Source organism: Pseudomonas sp. Eqa60 (genome assembly GCF_018326405.1).
Classification (GTDB): domain Bacteria; phylum Pseudomonadota; class Gammaproteobacteria; order Pseudomonadales; family Pseudomonadaceae; genus Aquipseudomonas; species Aquipseudomonas protegens.
Genome location: NZ_AP024342.1, coordinates 4,703,264 through 4,717,112 on the forward strand (window position 1 = coordinate 4,703,264; position 13,849 = coordinate 4,717,112).

Consider the following 13,849-nt stretch of genomic DNA (forward strand, 5'->3'; position numbering starts at 1 on the left):
GTGCTGCCGGGCGCCTTGATCGGTATCAAGGGCGCCCGGTGGCACGGATCATGGGGTGATGGCGATCTTCATCACGCCGTCGCGCTGGCTGGCGAACAGCTCGTAGGCGGCCTCGATATCGTCGAGCTTGAAGCGGTGGGTCACCAGCGGCTTGAGGTCCACCTGGCCACTGGCGACCACCTCCATCAGCCGGCGCATGCGTTCCTTGCCGCCCGGGCACAGGGTGCTGAGGATGCTCAGGTCGCCCAGGCCGGCGGCATAGGCATCCAGGGGAATGCGCAGGTCGCTGGAATAAACCCCAAGGCTCGACAGCTTGCCCCCCGGGCGCAGCACCCGCAGCGCCGACTCGAAGGTGCCCTGGGTGCCCAGGGCCTCAATCGACACATCGACCCCGCGACCGTCGGTGAGGTCCATGATCTGCTTGACCACGTCGCCCTGCTTGAAGTCCACCACATGGGTCGCCCCCAGCCCGCGCGCCACGCTCATGCGCGCGGCCACGGTGTCGACGCCAATGATGGTGGTGGCACCCTTGAGCCTTGCTCCGGCCACCGCGCACAGGCCGATGGGGCCCAGGGCGAACACCGCCACGCTGTCGCCGATGTTCACCTCGGCACGCTCGGCGCCGGAGAAACCGGTGGACATGATGTCCGGGCACATCAGCACTTCTTCATCGCTCAGGCCGTCGGGGATCGGGCACAGGTTGGCCAGGGCGTCCGGCACACGCACGTATTCGGCCTGGCAGCCATCGATGGTGTTGCCGAACTTCCAGCCGCCCGTGGCGCGAAAGCCGTGACGGGTGTCCGGGCCGTCCTGGGAGCCGCATCCGCAGAGGCAGGCGTAGCTCTGGCCACTGGGGGTGATGGCCCCGGCGATCACTCGCTGGCCCTCGTGGAAGCCGCGCACCTGGGAGCCCAGGCGCTCGATCACCCCCACCGGCTCGTGGCCGATGGTCAGGCCCTTGGCCACCGGGTATTCACCCCGCAGGATGTGCACGTCGGTGCCGCAGATGGTGGTGGTGGTGATCCGCACCAGGGCGTCCAGCGGACCGATTTCGGGGATGTCCTTGTCTTCCAGCACGATGCGGTTCTTCTCCACGAATACCGCTGCTTTCATCTTGGCCATGTTGCCGATCTCCATTGCCGGGAAGGGGTCTGCGCGAATCCGCAGGTCTGCTGACAGACTGCGCGGATACCCCGGGGAAGGGCTTGATCATGGTCAAACAATGGCCCCTTGGCGGCCGCTGGGGCGACCGTGTGTCGCAAACTCGCCCTTCAGCCCTGCTGCCGGCGCGGCACCAGGCACAACAACAGCGCCGCAACCCCGCACAGGCCCAGGGTCGGCCCCAGGGCCTGGCCCCAGCCCACCAGCAGCAACCCGACGCCAATCAGCAGGTAGTAGAACAGGCCGAACCCGGCCCCGGCGCTGCCCAGCCGGTCGCTGTAGGCCGCCAGCGCCGAGCCGAGGATATTGGGGATGGCCAGGCCGAAGCCCAGCACCACGCCGAGCATGGGCAGCAGCAACCACAGGCTGTGCCCAAGCGCTGTCACCCCCAGGCCACCCAGGGTCACCGCCAGGGCCGCCAGCCGCAGCAGGGTGTCACCGGACCAGCCCCGCCCCAGCAGCCGACGATTGAGCCAGGCCCCCAGCCCCGAAGCCAGGGCCAGGCCCGCACCGCTGTAACCAAAGCCCTGCTCGCCCCACCCCAGGTCGCGAAACAGGAACGGCCCGAGGCTGTAGTAGCTGAGCAAGGCCACATTGAACAGCGCCACCAGCAGCGCCGAGCGCCAGATGCCCGGGTCCCTGAGCATCTGCCACAAGGTCCCGGCCAGAGGCGCCAGGTGCGGCGCCGGCGCACGGGTTTCCGGCAAGGCCCGGGCGCACCAGCCGAGCAAGGCCAGGGCCAGCACCAGCAACCCGGCCAGCGCGCCCTGGTAGCCCCAGGCCCGCACCAGCCCGGCGCCACTGAACAGGCCAATGGCCGGGCTGGCCGCCAGGACCATGCCCACCAGGGAAAACACCCGCACCAGTTCACTGCCGCGAAACAGGTCGCGCAGCAGGGTCTGGGTCACCACCGAGCCCGCCGCCACGCCCAGGGCGGCGAGGGCCTGGCACAGCAACAGCGCGGTAAAACTCTGCACCTGCAATTGCAGCCCGATGGCCAGGACGTACAGCGTCAGGCCACCCAGCAAGGCCGGGCGCCGGCCCCAAAGATCGCTCAAGCGCCCCCACAGCAGCACCCCCGGGGCAAACCCCAGGACAAACACCGAAAGGCTCTGGGCCGCTTGCGCGGGGGCCACGCCAAAGGCCCGGCCAAGATCGGCCAGGGCTGGGCTGTAGAGGGTCTGGGCGAGCTGCGGGAACATCAGCAGGGCCAGGGCCAGGGGCAACAGGGAACGGGGATTCATCAGGCAGTGCTCGGCAAAAAAAACATGCCGGCGATTCTAGGCAGCGGCGCCTGGCGTATTATCGCAACCCTGCCAACAAACATCGGAAGTACGCCAATCATGGCCTGGCTCGAACCACAGGCACTCTTCGACCCCGACCGCTTCGACGCCCCCCTGCTGGGCATCGCCGCGACCCTCGGCGACCACGACTCCGGCCTGCACCGCCACCGCCGCGGGCAATTGCTGTACACCCGCCAGGGCTGCACGCGGATCACCCTGGACCATCGCCTGTGCCTGCTGCCGCCCTCGCGGGCGGCGTGGATTCCCCCGGGGGTCACGCACCGCGCGCAAATGCAGCAGAGCGTGGACTACCGTTCGCTGTACTTCAGCGCCGAACTGAGCCGGCGCCTGCCGGCCGAAGTGGCGGTGATCGAGGTCAGCCCGCTGCTCCAGGCCGTGCTGGAACCCATGGCCCAGGCCGCCTTCGACTGCGACTGGAGCCAGGGCCGCTACCCGCACCTGCTGGGCCTGTGCATCGAGGAAATCCGCCAGGCCCTGCACCAGCCCCTGTCGCTGCCCCTGCCCCGGGACAAACGCCTGCAACCGCTGCTGGCGGACCTGGAGCAACTGCCACCGCAATTGCAGGTACTGGCCACCCGGGTCGGCGCCAGCAGCCGCACCATCGGCCGGATCTTCCAGCGTGAAACCGGCCTGAGCTACCAGCAATGGCGCCAGCAGTGGCGGCTGATGCGCGCCATCGAACTGCTCGCCACAGGCCGCGGCATCGGCTACAGCGCCTGCGCACTGGGCTTTGCCAGCGACAGCATCTTCATCGCCTTCTTCAAGGCCATGACCGGCACCACGCCGCGGGCGTATTTCAAGTAAGCCCGCACCTTTCATTCCTGGGGGATGTGGCGAAAGCCCACCGCTACAGCACGGGTCGAGGTGGGGCTACGTTACGTGCCGCGCGCACCCAGGCCCATGACCGCTATCGGGGAACTTGAGGAGACCAATGCCGTCGCGGCCCAGCGCCTTGGCGAGGCATGACGGGAGATCGCCAGGCAAGGCCCTTCGGGCTTTGCGCAGCTTCGCAGGCTCAGCAGCGGCTACAGGGCCAGTGCCGTTCGGCGACTTTTGTAGCCGCTGCCGCAGGCTGCGAACGGCTGCGCGCAGACGCGGCGATGTCAGGGACATTGTCAGGCCCGGGCCGGGCCGGGGCTTGGGGTGGCCGGCGCCTCAGGTGCGGCTGCGCAGCCATTGCAGGAAACCCTTCCTGGGCACAGGCTTGGGCGCAGCCTGGGACAGGGTCTGGGCCATGTGCCGGCGAAAATCCAGGAGGTTCTTCATGGCCTCGTTGATGTCGTGGCGCGCATCCAGGCAGGGCTTGAGGAACTCGTTGTCGATGCGGTAGAGGCTGCAGAAGGTCTTGGCCGCAAACTGCGCCACTGTGGCTTGATCGGCCACCACGCCGGCTTCGCCGATGACCTCCCCCGGCCCCATGCGCCCGGCCTCGAAGGGTTTGCCGTCGCGTTGCATGGTCACCGAAACCACTCCGGATTCGATGATGAACAGGTGATCGCTGACCTCGCCCTGGGCCAGGATGGTCTCGCCGGCACGGTAGGTCTGCAGGTGCATGTTCTGGCTGAAGGTGTCCTTCTCATCCTGGCGCAGGGTGGAGAAGATGCTCGACGCGTCCAGCAGCGCCCGGGGCCGCGACAGGGGCGCAGGCCCGCTGGTCTCGCTGGCGGACAACAGGCCGATGCCGCTGGCCTGCAAATGGCGGAAGGCCAGGTCGAACAGCTGGTTGCGCACCTCGCGCTTGTGCCCCATGTCGGCGACAAAACCGCTGATCTCGTATTCCGCGCCACTGCTGCTGGTGCTCTTCATCGCCACGCTGGCCGCCGGGGTGCTCAACAGCAGGCGGCAGCCCAGGGTGGCCCGTTCCAGGGCCTCGATGACTTTCTGCGGGCGCGCGTGGGGGCTGACCTGCACGCTCACCGACAGGCCATGAACATCCACCGGCCGGCTGAAGTTGGTGATCTTGGCCTTGGACGCCAGAGAGTTGGGGATCACCACCATGCTGCCCTGGGAGGTCTGCAGCCGGGTGGCGCGCCAGTCGATGTCCAGCACCCGCCCCTCGGTGCCGTCGATGGCGATCCAGTCATCGATCTGGTAGGGCTTGGTGGTGTTGAGGACGATCCCGGAAAACAGGTCGCTGAGGGTGCTTTGCAGGGCCAGGCCGACGATGATCGCCAAGGCCCCGGAGGTGGCCAGCACGCCCTTGACCGGCAGTTCCAGCACATAGGCCAGGGCGGCGATGATGGCGATGAGGAAGATCACCGCGCCCATCAGGTCCTGCAGCAGGCGCCCGGTATGCCCCACCCGCTGCATCATCAGGGTGCCCAGCAACACCGTCAGGGTCCGCGCGCCAAACAGCCACCAGCCAATTTCCAGGCCGGTGGCGGCCAGGTGCAGGGGCACGTCGTCGGGCCAGGGCGCGGCCTGCATCGGGTTCATGCCCTGGTTGAACAGCATCAGGCTGTAGAGGGAAAAGATCAGCACCCGTACCGCCAGCTTCCAGTAGTCGCCACGGCTGCCGATCAGGCGCCAGAGCAGCATATCCAGGAACAGCAGGAACAGCGCGGCCAACAACGGATGATCGCTGAACAGGGAAGACATCGAGGCACTCCGGCATGACGAAGACGGCACGATCGCACGAAAGACGCAGGAGCAGGTATAGCTGGAAAAGCCCGGGGCGTGCGCCCCGGGCCGGGATCGGGCGACGGGCGCAGGGCCCGCCGCGACTCAGGGATTACTGGCCCTGGGTCAGGGTGTTGTAGCTGGTCATCAGGTTGCGGTAGTCGGGGATGTGGTTGGAGAACAGGGTGCCCAGGCCCTCGATGTCGTTGCGCCAGTCGCGGTGCAGCTCGCAGGCCAGGCCGAACCAGGTCATCAACTGGGCGCCGGCATTGGACATGCGGTTCCAGGCCGAATCGCGAGTCAGGGCATTGAAGGTGCCGGAAGCGTCGGTAACCACGAAGACTTCAAAGCCTTCTTCCAGGGCCGAGAGCGCCGGGAACGCCACGCACACTTCGGTAACCACGCCGGCGATGATCAGTTGCTTCTTGCCGGTGGCCTTGATCGCCTTGACGAAGTCCTCGTTGTCCCAGGCATTGATCTGGCCCGGGCGGGCGATGTACGGCGCATCGGGGAACAGCGCCTTGAGCTCCGGCACCAGGGGCCGTTGGGGCCGGTTTCGAAACTGGTGGTGAGGATGGTCGGCAACTTGAAGTACTTGGCCAGGTCGGCTAGGGCCAGCACGTTGTTCTTGAAACGATCGGGCTCGATATCGCGGACCAGCGACAGCAGGCCGGCCTGGTGGTCTACCAGCAGAACGGCGGCGTTATCCTTGTCCAGACGCTTGTATGCAGTGGTCATGTGAAGTCCTCGCTAATGATCGATGCCGGAAGACCCGGCTTGGATGAAACCCGTGGCACGCTCCGCCGGGGTAACGGCGGGCGTCGGGGAGTAACACGCGACTGGCAAAGCCTGGTGGCCAATGCCCGCCGCGCCAGTGCAACCGGTCAGTGACCGGTTGCGTCCATCTGGCCGAAGCGTCCCGATTGGAAATCGACGAAGGCCTGATGAATCTCTTCTTCGCTGTTCATCACGAACGGGCCGTGGCCGACGATGGGTTCGTCGATGGGCTCGCCGCTGAGCAACAGCACGATCGCGTCGTTGTTGGCCTCCAGGCTGATGTCCTGGCCGTCACGCTCCAGCAGCGCCAGCTGACCTTCGCGCACCAGCTCCTGGCCATTGACCTGCACCGTGCCGCGCAATACCACCAGGGCGCTGTTACGCCCCGAATGCAGAGGCAGGTCCAGGTGCTTGCCGGCTTGCAGGCGGATGTCCCAGACGTCGATCGGGGTGAAAGTCCGTGCAGGGCCCTGGTGGCCATCGAACTCGCCGGCGATCAGGCGCAGGCTGCCGGCATTGCCCGGCAGCGGGACCTGCGGGATGTCCGCCGCAACGATGGTCTGGTAACCGGGCGCCGCGAGCTTGTCCTTCGCCGGCAGGTTGACCCACAACTGGACCATTTCCAGGTTGCCGCCACGCCGGGCGAAGTCCGTGGAATGGAACTCCTCATGGAGGATCCCCGAGGCCGCGGTCATCCACTGCACATCGCCAGGGCCGATCTTGCCGCCGCTGCCGGTGGAATCCCGGTGTTCCACCTCGCCGTCATAGACGATGGTCACGGTTTCGAAACCGCGATGGGGGTGCTGGCCGACGCCGCGTCGGGCGCTGGTGGGGCTGAACTGCGCGGGGCCGGCGTGATCCAGCAGCAGGAACGGACTGATGTGCTGGCCCAGGTTGTCGTAGGAAAACAGGGTACGGACCGGGAAGCCGTCACCGACCCAATGGGGCCGTGGACTGGTGTAGATGCCGATGATGTTTTTCATGTCGTCCTCCAGAACTATCTGATGGACACACCTTAAAACTCAGACCTTTGCCGCGCTAGACTGCAAAAATCACCCTTAGCGTTCTATCTGGAGAACGATCTTGGAAGATCTGAACACCCTCTACTACTTCACCCAGGTGGTGGAGCACCGTGGCTTTGCCGCCGCGGGACGGGCCCTGGACATGCCCAAGTCCAAGCTCAGCCGGCGGATTTCCCAGTTGGAGGAACGCCTTGGAGTGCGCCTGATCCATCGCACCAGCCGCCACTGTTCGCTGACCGAGATCGGCCAGGAGTACTACCAGCGCTGCCTGGCAATGCGGGTGGAAGCCGAGGGCGCGGCGGAGGTCATAGAACGCAACCGCTCCGAACCCCAGGGGCTGGTACGCGTGGCTTGCCCCACGGCCCTGCTCAATTCCTGGGTGGGGCCGATGCTTACCCGCTTCATGCTCAAGTACCCCCTGGTGGAACTGTTCATCGAGAGCACCAACCGCCGGGTCGACCTGATCCACGAGGGCTTCGACATCGCCCTGCGGGTGCGCTTCCCGCCCCTGGAAAACACCGACCTGGTGATGAAGGTGCTGGGCAACAGCACCCAGTGCCTGGTGGGCCACCCGGATTTTCTCCAGCGCCTGTCGGGCCCGGCAACACCGGCCGACCTCAGCGGTTTGCCGAGCGTGCACTGGGGTGCGGCGCAACGTGAATATCAATGGCAATTGCTGGGCCCGGACGGCGCCGAGGCACTGATCCGCCACCGACCGCGGATGGTCACCGACGACCTGCTGGCGCTGCGCCATGCAGTGCTGGCGGGCATCGGCATCGCCCACCTGCCCAAGGTGGTGGTGCGTGAAGACCTGGAGGCCGGGCGACTGCTGGAACTGGTGCCCGACTGGGCGCCAAGGTGCGGCATCGTGCATGCGATCTTCCCCTCGCGCCGAGGGCTGCTGCCTTCGGTACGCAGCCTGATCGACTTTCTCGGGGAGGAATTCAGCCACAGCGACATGGCCTGAGGCTCAGAAGCAAGCGCCTGGAGCGGCCAGGCGGTGGCGGTTGGGCAGCCTCCCTGTGGGGTTCGTGCCTGGGTTGCGCGATTCGCCGGCAAGCGGGTTCCTACAGGGGCAGGTGGATTCGTGAACGCGGGGCAATATTCCTTTGTGCCGGCGGCGGTTTTTCTCGGCAACGCAGGTACGGATACTGCCGGCCAATCCCACTGCAATGCCCGGAGTGACCCATGTCTGTACCCGCCTTTGGCCTCGGCACCTTCCGCCTTCAGGGCCAGGTGCTCATCGATTCCCTGAGCAGCGCCCTGGAACTGGGCTATCGCGCCATCGATACCGCGCAGATCTACGACAACGAAGCCGATGTCGGCGCCGCGGTGGCCGCCAGTGGCATTCCCCGCGACCAGCTGTTCATCACCAGCAAGATCTGGATCGCCAACCTGTCCCGGGAGCGCCTGATCCCCAGCCTCAAGGAAAGCCTGCACAAGCTGCGCACCGATTACCTGGACCTGACCCTGATCCACTGGCCCTCGCCAGACAACCAGGTGCCGGTGGCGGAGTTCATGCAGGCCCTGCTGGAAGCCAAGACCCAGGGCCTGACCCGGCAGATCGGCGTGTCCAACTTCAGCAATGCCTTGCTGCAGCAAGCCATTGATGCCGTCGGGGCCGAGCAGATCGCCAGCCACCAGGTGGAATTGCACCCCTACCTGCAGAACCGCAAGGTGGTGGAATTCGCCCGCAGCCAGGGCATTCACATCACCTCCTACATGACCCTGGCCTATGGCGAAGTGCTCAAGGACCCACTGATCCTGCAGATCGCCCAGGCACGCCAGGCCACCCCGGCCCAGGTGGTGCTGGCCTGGGCCATGCAGTCGGGCTATGCGGTAATCCCCTCCTCCACCCGCCGGGCCAACCTGCAAGGCAACCTCGCAGCCTGCGCCTTGACCCTGAGCAGCGCGGAGCTTGAGAGCATCGCCGGCCTGGAGCGCGGCCAACGCCTGACCAGCCCGGCAGGCATTGCCCCGCAGTGGGACTGAAGCGCGAACGGCGCTGACAAAAACGCCAAACGGCATCCCTGGGGATGCCGTTTGGCGTGGGGTGTGCAAACCTCGGTCAGTTCGGGCTGCCCCAATGGCCATGCGATTGCACCAGCCGCTGCCGGGAAGGCCCGGAGGCATCGGGCAATGGCGGGTCCACCCACAGCATCAGGCGCTTGATCGCCGCGCTGTCCGGCCATTCGGCCGGGCTGACATGCACCTTGCACCGCCGGCTGCCGGAAGTGGCGGCAAGATGCTGGCTGCCGTAGATCAGGGCTTGCTCGATATGCGGGTGGTCCAGGCAGAAAGCCAGCAGGTCGAAATCGCTGCGGACAGCCAGGTTGGCGTTGATGATCAGCAGGTCGAACGACTCGCAGGAATACTCCACCAGCGTCAGCAGTTCCTCCAGCCTGTGCACCGGGGCCACTCGGTAATAGTTCAGTTGATTCAGGGGTCTTTCGATCTGCATGCGACGAAAGTGCTGATCATCGGCAATCAATATGCGCAATGCTCTGTTGGACATTTTTCTGATCCTGCTGACAAGACTTCGGCACTGCGAATACCGGCCCTACTCCCGGGCCGCTGGAAGGCTAAGCCAGTGGGTGGAAGTTGGCTCTAGGAACAACCTGAAAGTCGCTGCCAAGGCCCCCCGGCGGACGGCGCTCGACCCCGGCCGCCTGGCGCTCGCGGCTCGCCCTCCGGCCCCGCTGTGCAACCGTGCCCTACCCTAACCACCGGCCACGGTTTTTAGCAGGGGCCAGCCCGCGGAAAAGTCTTGTTGTCCGGTAAGCCCCTTCCGAGAAAAGCCGAGCCGTATCTCATGCCTCCCCTGGCGGAGGCGAAAAATGCTCATTCGGTGGTGCTCGGGCTCCAGAACGCCTGCTGCACCCAGGGCGATGTGGACAGCCGGGCCACCAGCGCATCCAGTTCGTCACCGTCCACCGAGGTGGTCGCCAGGGTCGCCTCGATCTCCACATCCTCCGTACCGAAGGCGTGCACATCAACGTCGCTGGCGGGGTAGTTGCAGCGCGCCAGCTCCGCTTCCAGCAGGGCGAACACTGCCTTCTGCTTCGAGCGGTGGGCGATCACGTAGACGATATTGGTGACCTCGGCGGACACCACGTCCAGGGGCTGGCGGTTGATGTTGTTGACGATGGGCCGCAGCAGGGTATTGGCGGCCAGCACGAACAGGGTGCCCAGCAGTGCCTCGAGGATCAGGTCGGCACCGGCGCAGGCCCCCACCGCCGCCGAGGCCCAGAGGGTGGCGGCGGTATTCAGCCCACGGACATTACCCTCCTCGCGCATGATCACCCCGGCGCCGAGAAAGCCGATACCGGAGACCACGTAGGCCACCACCCGCACCGCCCCTTCGGCGCCCCCCAGGCGGTTGGCCATGTCGACGAAGATCGCGGCCCCCACCGCCACCAGCACATTGGTGCGCAAACCCGCGGTGCGCTGGCGGTACTGGCGTTCGAAGCCGATCAGGCCCCCGAGGATAAAGGCGGCGCTGAGGCTGACCAGGGTATCGATCAGCGAGTCCAGGTTGATGTTGTGCAGGGCTTGCATGGCGACTGTCCTTGAGCGAAGGGCATGAATGGCACCAGAGGACTCTAGCAGCGGTCCATGAACGTCTCATGGCCTGCCGTGATGCACGGCTGACCGTAGGAGCCGGCTTGCCAGCGAAGAGGCCCGTAAGGGCGCCTTAGCCCGCCGGGGAGCTTTCGCTGGCAACACAGCCTTCGCCAGCGAGCTGGCTCCTACAGGGCAGCATTACTGCCAGCCGAAGCGTCGCACGTAGAAGCCCTTCACCGCCTGGGTCAGGGCCATGTAGGCCAGCAGGATCAGCGGCAGGAACACGAAGTACAGCGACGGCAGCGCCTGCAGCTTGAAGTAGTGCGCCAGCGGGCCCATCGGCAGGAAGATCCCCACCGCCATGATGACGCCGGTCATCACCATCAACGGCATGGCCGCGCGGCTCTGCAAAAACGGAATCTTCGGCGTGCGGATCATGTGCACGATCAGGGTCTGGGTCAGCAGCCCCACCACGAACCAGCCGGACTGGAACAGCGTCTGGTGGTCCGGGGTATTGGCGTCGAACACGTACCACATCAGGGCAAAGGTGGTGATGTCGAAGATCGAGCTGATAGGCCCGAAGAACAGCATGAACCGCCCCACATCCGCCGGCTGCCAGCGCTGCGGTTTTTTCAGCATTTCCTCATCGACGTTATCGAAGGGAATGGCGATCTGGGAAATGTCGTACAGCAGGTTCTGCACCAGCAGGTGCATCGGCAGCATCGGCAGGAACGGAATGAAGGCACTGGCCACCAGCACCGAGAACACGTTGCCGAAGTTCGAGCTGGCGGTCATCTTGATGTACTTGAGCATGTTGGCGAAGGTCCGGCGCCCTTCCAGCACGCCCTCCTCCAGCACCATCAGGCTCTTTTCCAGGAGGATGATGTCCGCCGCTTCCTTGGCGATGTCCACCGCGCTGTCCACGGAAATGCCGATGTCGGCGGTGCGCAGCGCCGGGGCATCGTTGATGCCGTCGCCCATGAAGCCCACCACGTGGCCGTTGGCCTTGAGCAGGCGGACAATGCGCTCCTTGTGGCTCGGGGTCAGCTTGGCGAACACGTTGGTGGTTTCCACCGCCCTGGCCAGTTGCTCGTCGCTCATGCGCTCGATGTCGTTGCCCATCAGCAGGCCCTGCTGCTCCAGGCCCACTTCGCGGCAGATCTTCGCCGTCACCAGCTCGTTGTCACCGGTCAGCACTTTCACCGCCACGCCATGTTCGGCCAGGGCCTTGAGGGCCGGCGCAGTGCTTTCCTTGGGCGGGTCGAGGAATGCCACGTAGCCGATCAGGGTCAGCTCGCACTCGTCCGCCAGGCTGTAGGTATCGCGCCCGTCGATCATCGGCCGCGCGGCCACCGCCACCACCCGCAGCCCCTCTTCGTTGAGGTCGGCGGTCACCTGGCGGATCCGCGCCAGCAGGCTCTCGGTCAGGGCTTCCTCGGCTTCGCCATGGCGTACGTTGCGGCACACCGCCAGCACTTCCTCCACCGCCCCCTTGCAGATCAGCAGGTGCGGCCGGTCCTGTTCCGCCACCACTACCGACATGCGCCGACGGGTGAAATCGAAGGGGATTTCATCGACCTTCTGGAATGCCGTGCCGACCTTGAGCTCGCGGTGCACCTCGACGTGCTCCAGTACCGCCACGTCCAGCAGGTTCTTCAGCCCGGTCTGGTAGTAGCTGTTGAGGTAGGCCATTTCCAGCACGTCGTCGGAATCCTCGCCCCAGACGTCCACGTGCCGCGCCAGGAAGATCTTGTCCTGGGTCAGGGTGCCGGTCTTGTCGGTGCACAGCACGTCCATGGCGCCGAAGTTCTGGATCGCGTCCAGGCGCTTGACGATGACCTTCTTGCGCGACAGGAACACCGCGCCCTTGGCCAGGGTCGAGGTGACGATCATCGGCAGCATTTCCGGGGTCAGGCCCACGGCGATCGACAGTGCGAACAGCAGCGCCTCCATCCAGTCGCCCTTGGTGAAGCCGTTGATGAACAGCACCAGGGGCGCCATGACGAACATGAAGCGGATCAGCAGCCAGCTGACCTTGTTGACCCCGCTCTGGAACGAGGTGGGCGCGCGGTCGGTGGCGCTGACACGCTGGGCCAGGGCGCCGAAATAGGTGCTATTGCCGGTGGTCAGGATCACTGCCGTGGCGGAACCGGAGACCACGTTGGTGCCCATGAACAGGATGTTGTCCAGGTCCAGGGGGTTGCTGGTGTCGGCGTCCTGCTGGCGGGGGAATTTCTCCACCGGCATGGATTCGCCGGTCATGGCCGCCTGGCTGACGAACAAGTCCTTGGCGCTGAGCACCCGGCAGTCGGCGGGAATCATGTCGCCGGCCGAGAGCACGATCAGGTCGCCGGGCACCAGTTGCTTGATCGGCAACTCGATGCGCTGAGCGCCCTTGACCTCGGCGGCGGCCCCCAGCAGGCGGCCGAGCATCGGCGCGGCCTGGGGCGCCGACCCTGGGCGCATGACCGTGGCGGTGTTGCTGACCATGGCCTTGAGGGCATCGGCGGCCTTGTTCGACTTGGCCTCCTGCCAGAAGCGCAGCAGGGTCGAGAGCACCACCATGGAGAAGATCACCGTGGCCGCCTTCATGTCTTCGGTCAGCCAGGAAATCACCGCCAGCAGGGTCAGCAGCAGGTTGAAGGGGTTCTTGTAGCAGTGCCACAGGTGGGTCCACCAGGGCAGCGCCTGCTCGTGCTCGACCTCGTTGAGGCCGTGACGCTCACGCAGGGCATCGGCCTCCTCGGTGCTCAGGCCGTCGGTGTGGCTGCCGAGCTGGTCCAGCAGTTGCGCGGCATCGCTGTTGGCCGCCGCCACCAGGGTTTGCGCCAGGGTCGGCGGCACGTCGCGGCTGACGCTGGCATCGCTGAAACTTTCCAGCAGTGCCAGGCGGCGGAAGTGCCGGGCGAAATGCCGGGTCCGCAGGAAGCCGGCAAAGAACTCTTTCAACAGGGTGAGCTTCATGATGATGACTCCTGCAGCAACGGCGTAGGGAAAACCGCAGGCAGGTACGATCGGGCGTTGCCGGAGGGTAATCCTCCATGCATGCCTGATCCGCAGGTCCTGGACCTGCGCGTCGATGCCACCACGACACGGCAGCCGGCCGGGTCGAAGGGGAAATAGAAGTCGCCAGGAAGTGGCGTCGGGAAGCGAACCACAGAAGTTCGCGATCGGGATGCCGCATCTCGCTGGACGGCGAGACAGCGGCAGGAAAAAGGCTGCGCGCTATCTTGCCGGGACTGCGCCGGTTACTGAAACCGGCCGACTCCTGTCACTCGAACAAGTACCCACACTGGGCCTCCACTGATTGAAAACGCGCGCAGCTTACGCCGCACTATTTGCAGAGTAAACCGGAGGGAAACCCTGGCAGAGGGAATCGAAAAGTTCTTCAGCCAAGGTTCA

10 protein-coding genes and 1 pseudogene are annotated in these 13,849 nt (G+C 65.6%); 3 read left to right on the forward strand and 8 right to left on the reverse strand.

Features of this window, described 5'->3' with window-relative positions; translation table 11 throughout:
• Positions 1-48: 48 nt before the first annotated feature.
• Together KI242_RS21245 and KI242_RS21250 are read right to left on the reverse strand one after the other, a co-directional pair.
• Complete coding sequence (locus KI242_RS21245; RefSeq protein WP_053152835.1) at positions 49-1,122, reverse strand: NAD(P)-dependent alcohol dehydrogenase; 1,074 nt, start codon at positions 1,120-1,122, stop codon at positions 49-51.
• Between the two features lie 149 nt (positions 1,123-1,271).
• Positions 1,272-2,405 (reverse strand): MFS transporter, encoded by a 1,134-nt coding sequence (locus KI242_RS21250; RefSeq protein ID WP_053152838.1) that lies wholly within the window; start codon positions 2,403-2,405, stop codon positions 1,272-1,274.
• Between the two features lie 99 nt (positions 2,406-2,504).
• On the opposite strand from KI242_RS21250, the gene KI242_RS21255 reads away from it, so the two are divergent.
• Positions 2,505-3,269 (forward strand): helix-turn-helix transcriptional regulator, encoded by a 765-nt coding sequence (locus KI242_RS21255; RefSeq protein ID WP_041119235.1) that lies wholly within the window; start codon positions 2,505-2,507, stop codon positions 3,267-3,269.
• 351 nt (positions 3,270-3,620) lie between these two features.
• On the opposite strand, the gene KI242_RS21260 is transcribed toward KI242_RS21255, so the two are convergent.
• The 3 genes and pseudogenes from KI242_RS21260 to KI242_RS21270 all read right to left on the reverse strand — a co-directional run bounded on the left by KI242_RS21260 (position 3,621) and on the right by KI242_RS21270 (position 6,844).
• Positions 3,621-5,063 carry a mechanosensitive ion channel family protein gene (locus KI242_RS21260; RefSeq protein WP_015636404.1) on the reverse strand — a complete coding sequence of 481 codons (1,443 nt, stop codon included), beginning with the start codon at positions 5,061-5,063 and terminating at the stop codon, positions 3,621-3,623.
• Positions 5,064-5,196: 133 nt separating this feature from the next.
• A pseudogene (ycaC, locus tag KI242_RS21265) lies at positions 5,197-5,822 on the reverse strand (isochorismate family cysteine hydrolase YcaC).
• Positions 5,823-5,968: 146 nt separating this feature from the next.
• Complete coding sequence (locus tag KI242_RS21270; protein ID WP_103290772.1) at positions 5,969-6,844, reverse strand: pirin family protein; 876 nt, start codon at positions 6,842-6,844, stop codon at positions 5,969-5,971.
• Positions 6,845-6,941: 97 nt separating this feature from the next.
• Here KI242_RS21270 and KI242_RS21275 point away from each other — a divergent pair, with 97 nt between their 5' ends.
• Both KI242_RS21275 and dkgB read left to right on the forward strand, forming a co-directional pair.
• A complete protein-coding gene (locus KI242_RS21275) occupies positions 6,942-7,850 on the forward strand; it encodes a LysR substrate-binding domain-containing protein (RefSeq protein WP_026020155.1) in 909 nt (302 codons plus the stop codon).
• Between the two features lie 221 nt (positions 7,851-8,071).
• Positions 8,072-8,875 carry a 2,5-didehydrogluconate reductase DkgB gene (dkgB, locus tag KI242_RS21280; protein WP_072444609.1) on the forward strand — a complete coding sequence of 268 codons (804 nt, stop codon included), beginning with the start codon at positions 8,072-8,074 and terminating at the stop codon, positions 8,873-8,875.
• Between the two features lie 76 nt (positions 8,876-8,951).
• Here the strand turns inward: dkgB and KI242_RS21285 are convergent, their stop codons facing one another.
• From KI242_RS21285 to mgtA, 3 genes are all read right to left on the reverse strand, one after another.
• Entirely contained in the window at positions 8,952-9,398 is a 447-nt protein-coding gene (locus tag KI242_RS21285) for a response regulator (RefSeq protein ID WP_212805542.1), read from the reverse strand.
• A gap of 326 nt (positions 9,399-9,724) precedes the next feature.
• Entirely contained in the window at positions 9,725-10,441 is a 717-nt protein-coding gene (locus KI242_RS21290) for an MgtC/SapB family protein (protein ID WP_015636409.1), read from the reverse strand.
• Positions 10,442-10,645: 204 nt separating this feature from the next.
• Positions 10,646-13,411, reverse strand: a complete 2,766-nt coding sequence (gene mgtA / locus KI242_RS21295) for a magnesium-translocating P-type ATPase (RefSeq protein WP_212805543.1) — start codon at positions 13,409-13,411, stop codon at positions 10,646-10,648.
• Positions 13,412-13,849 lie beyond the last annotated feature (438 nt).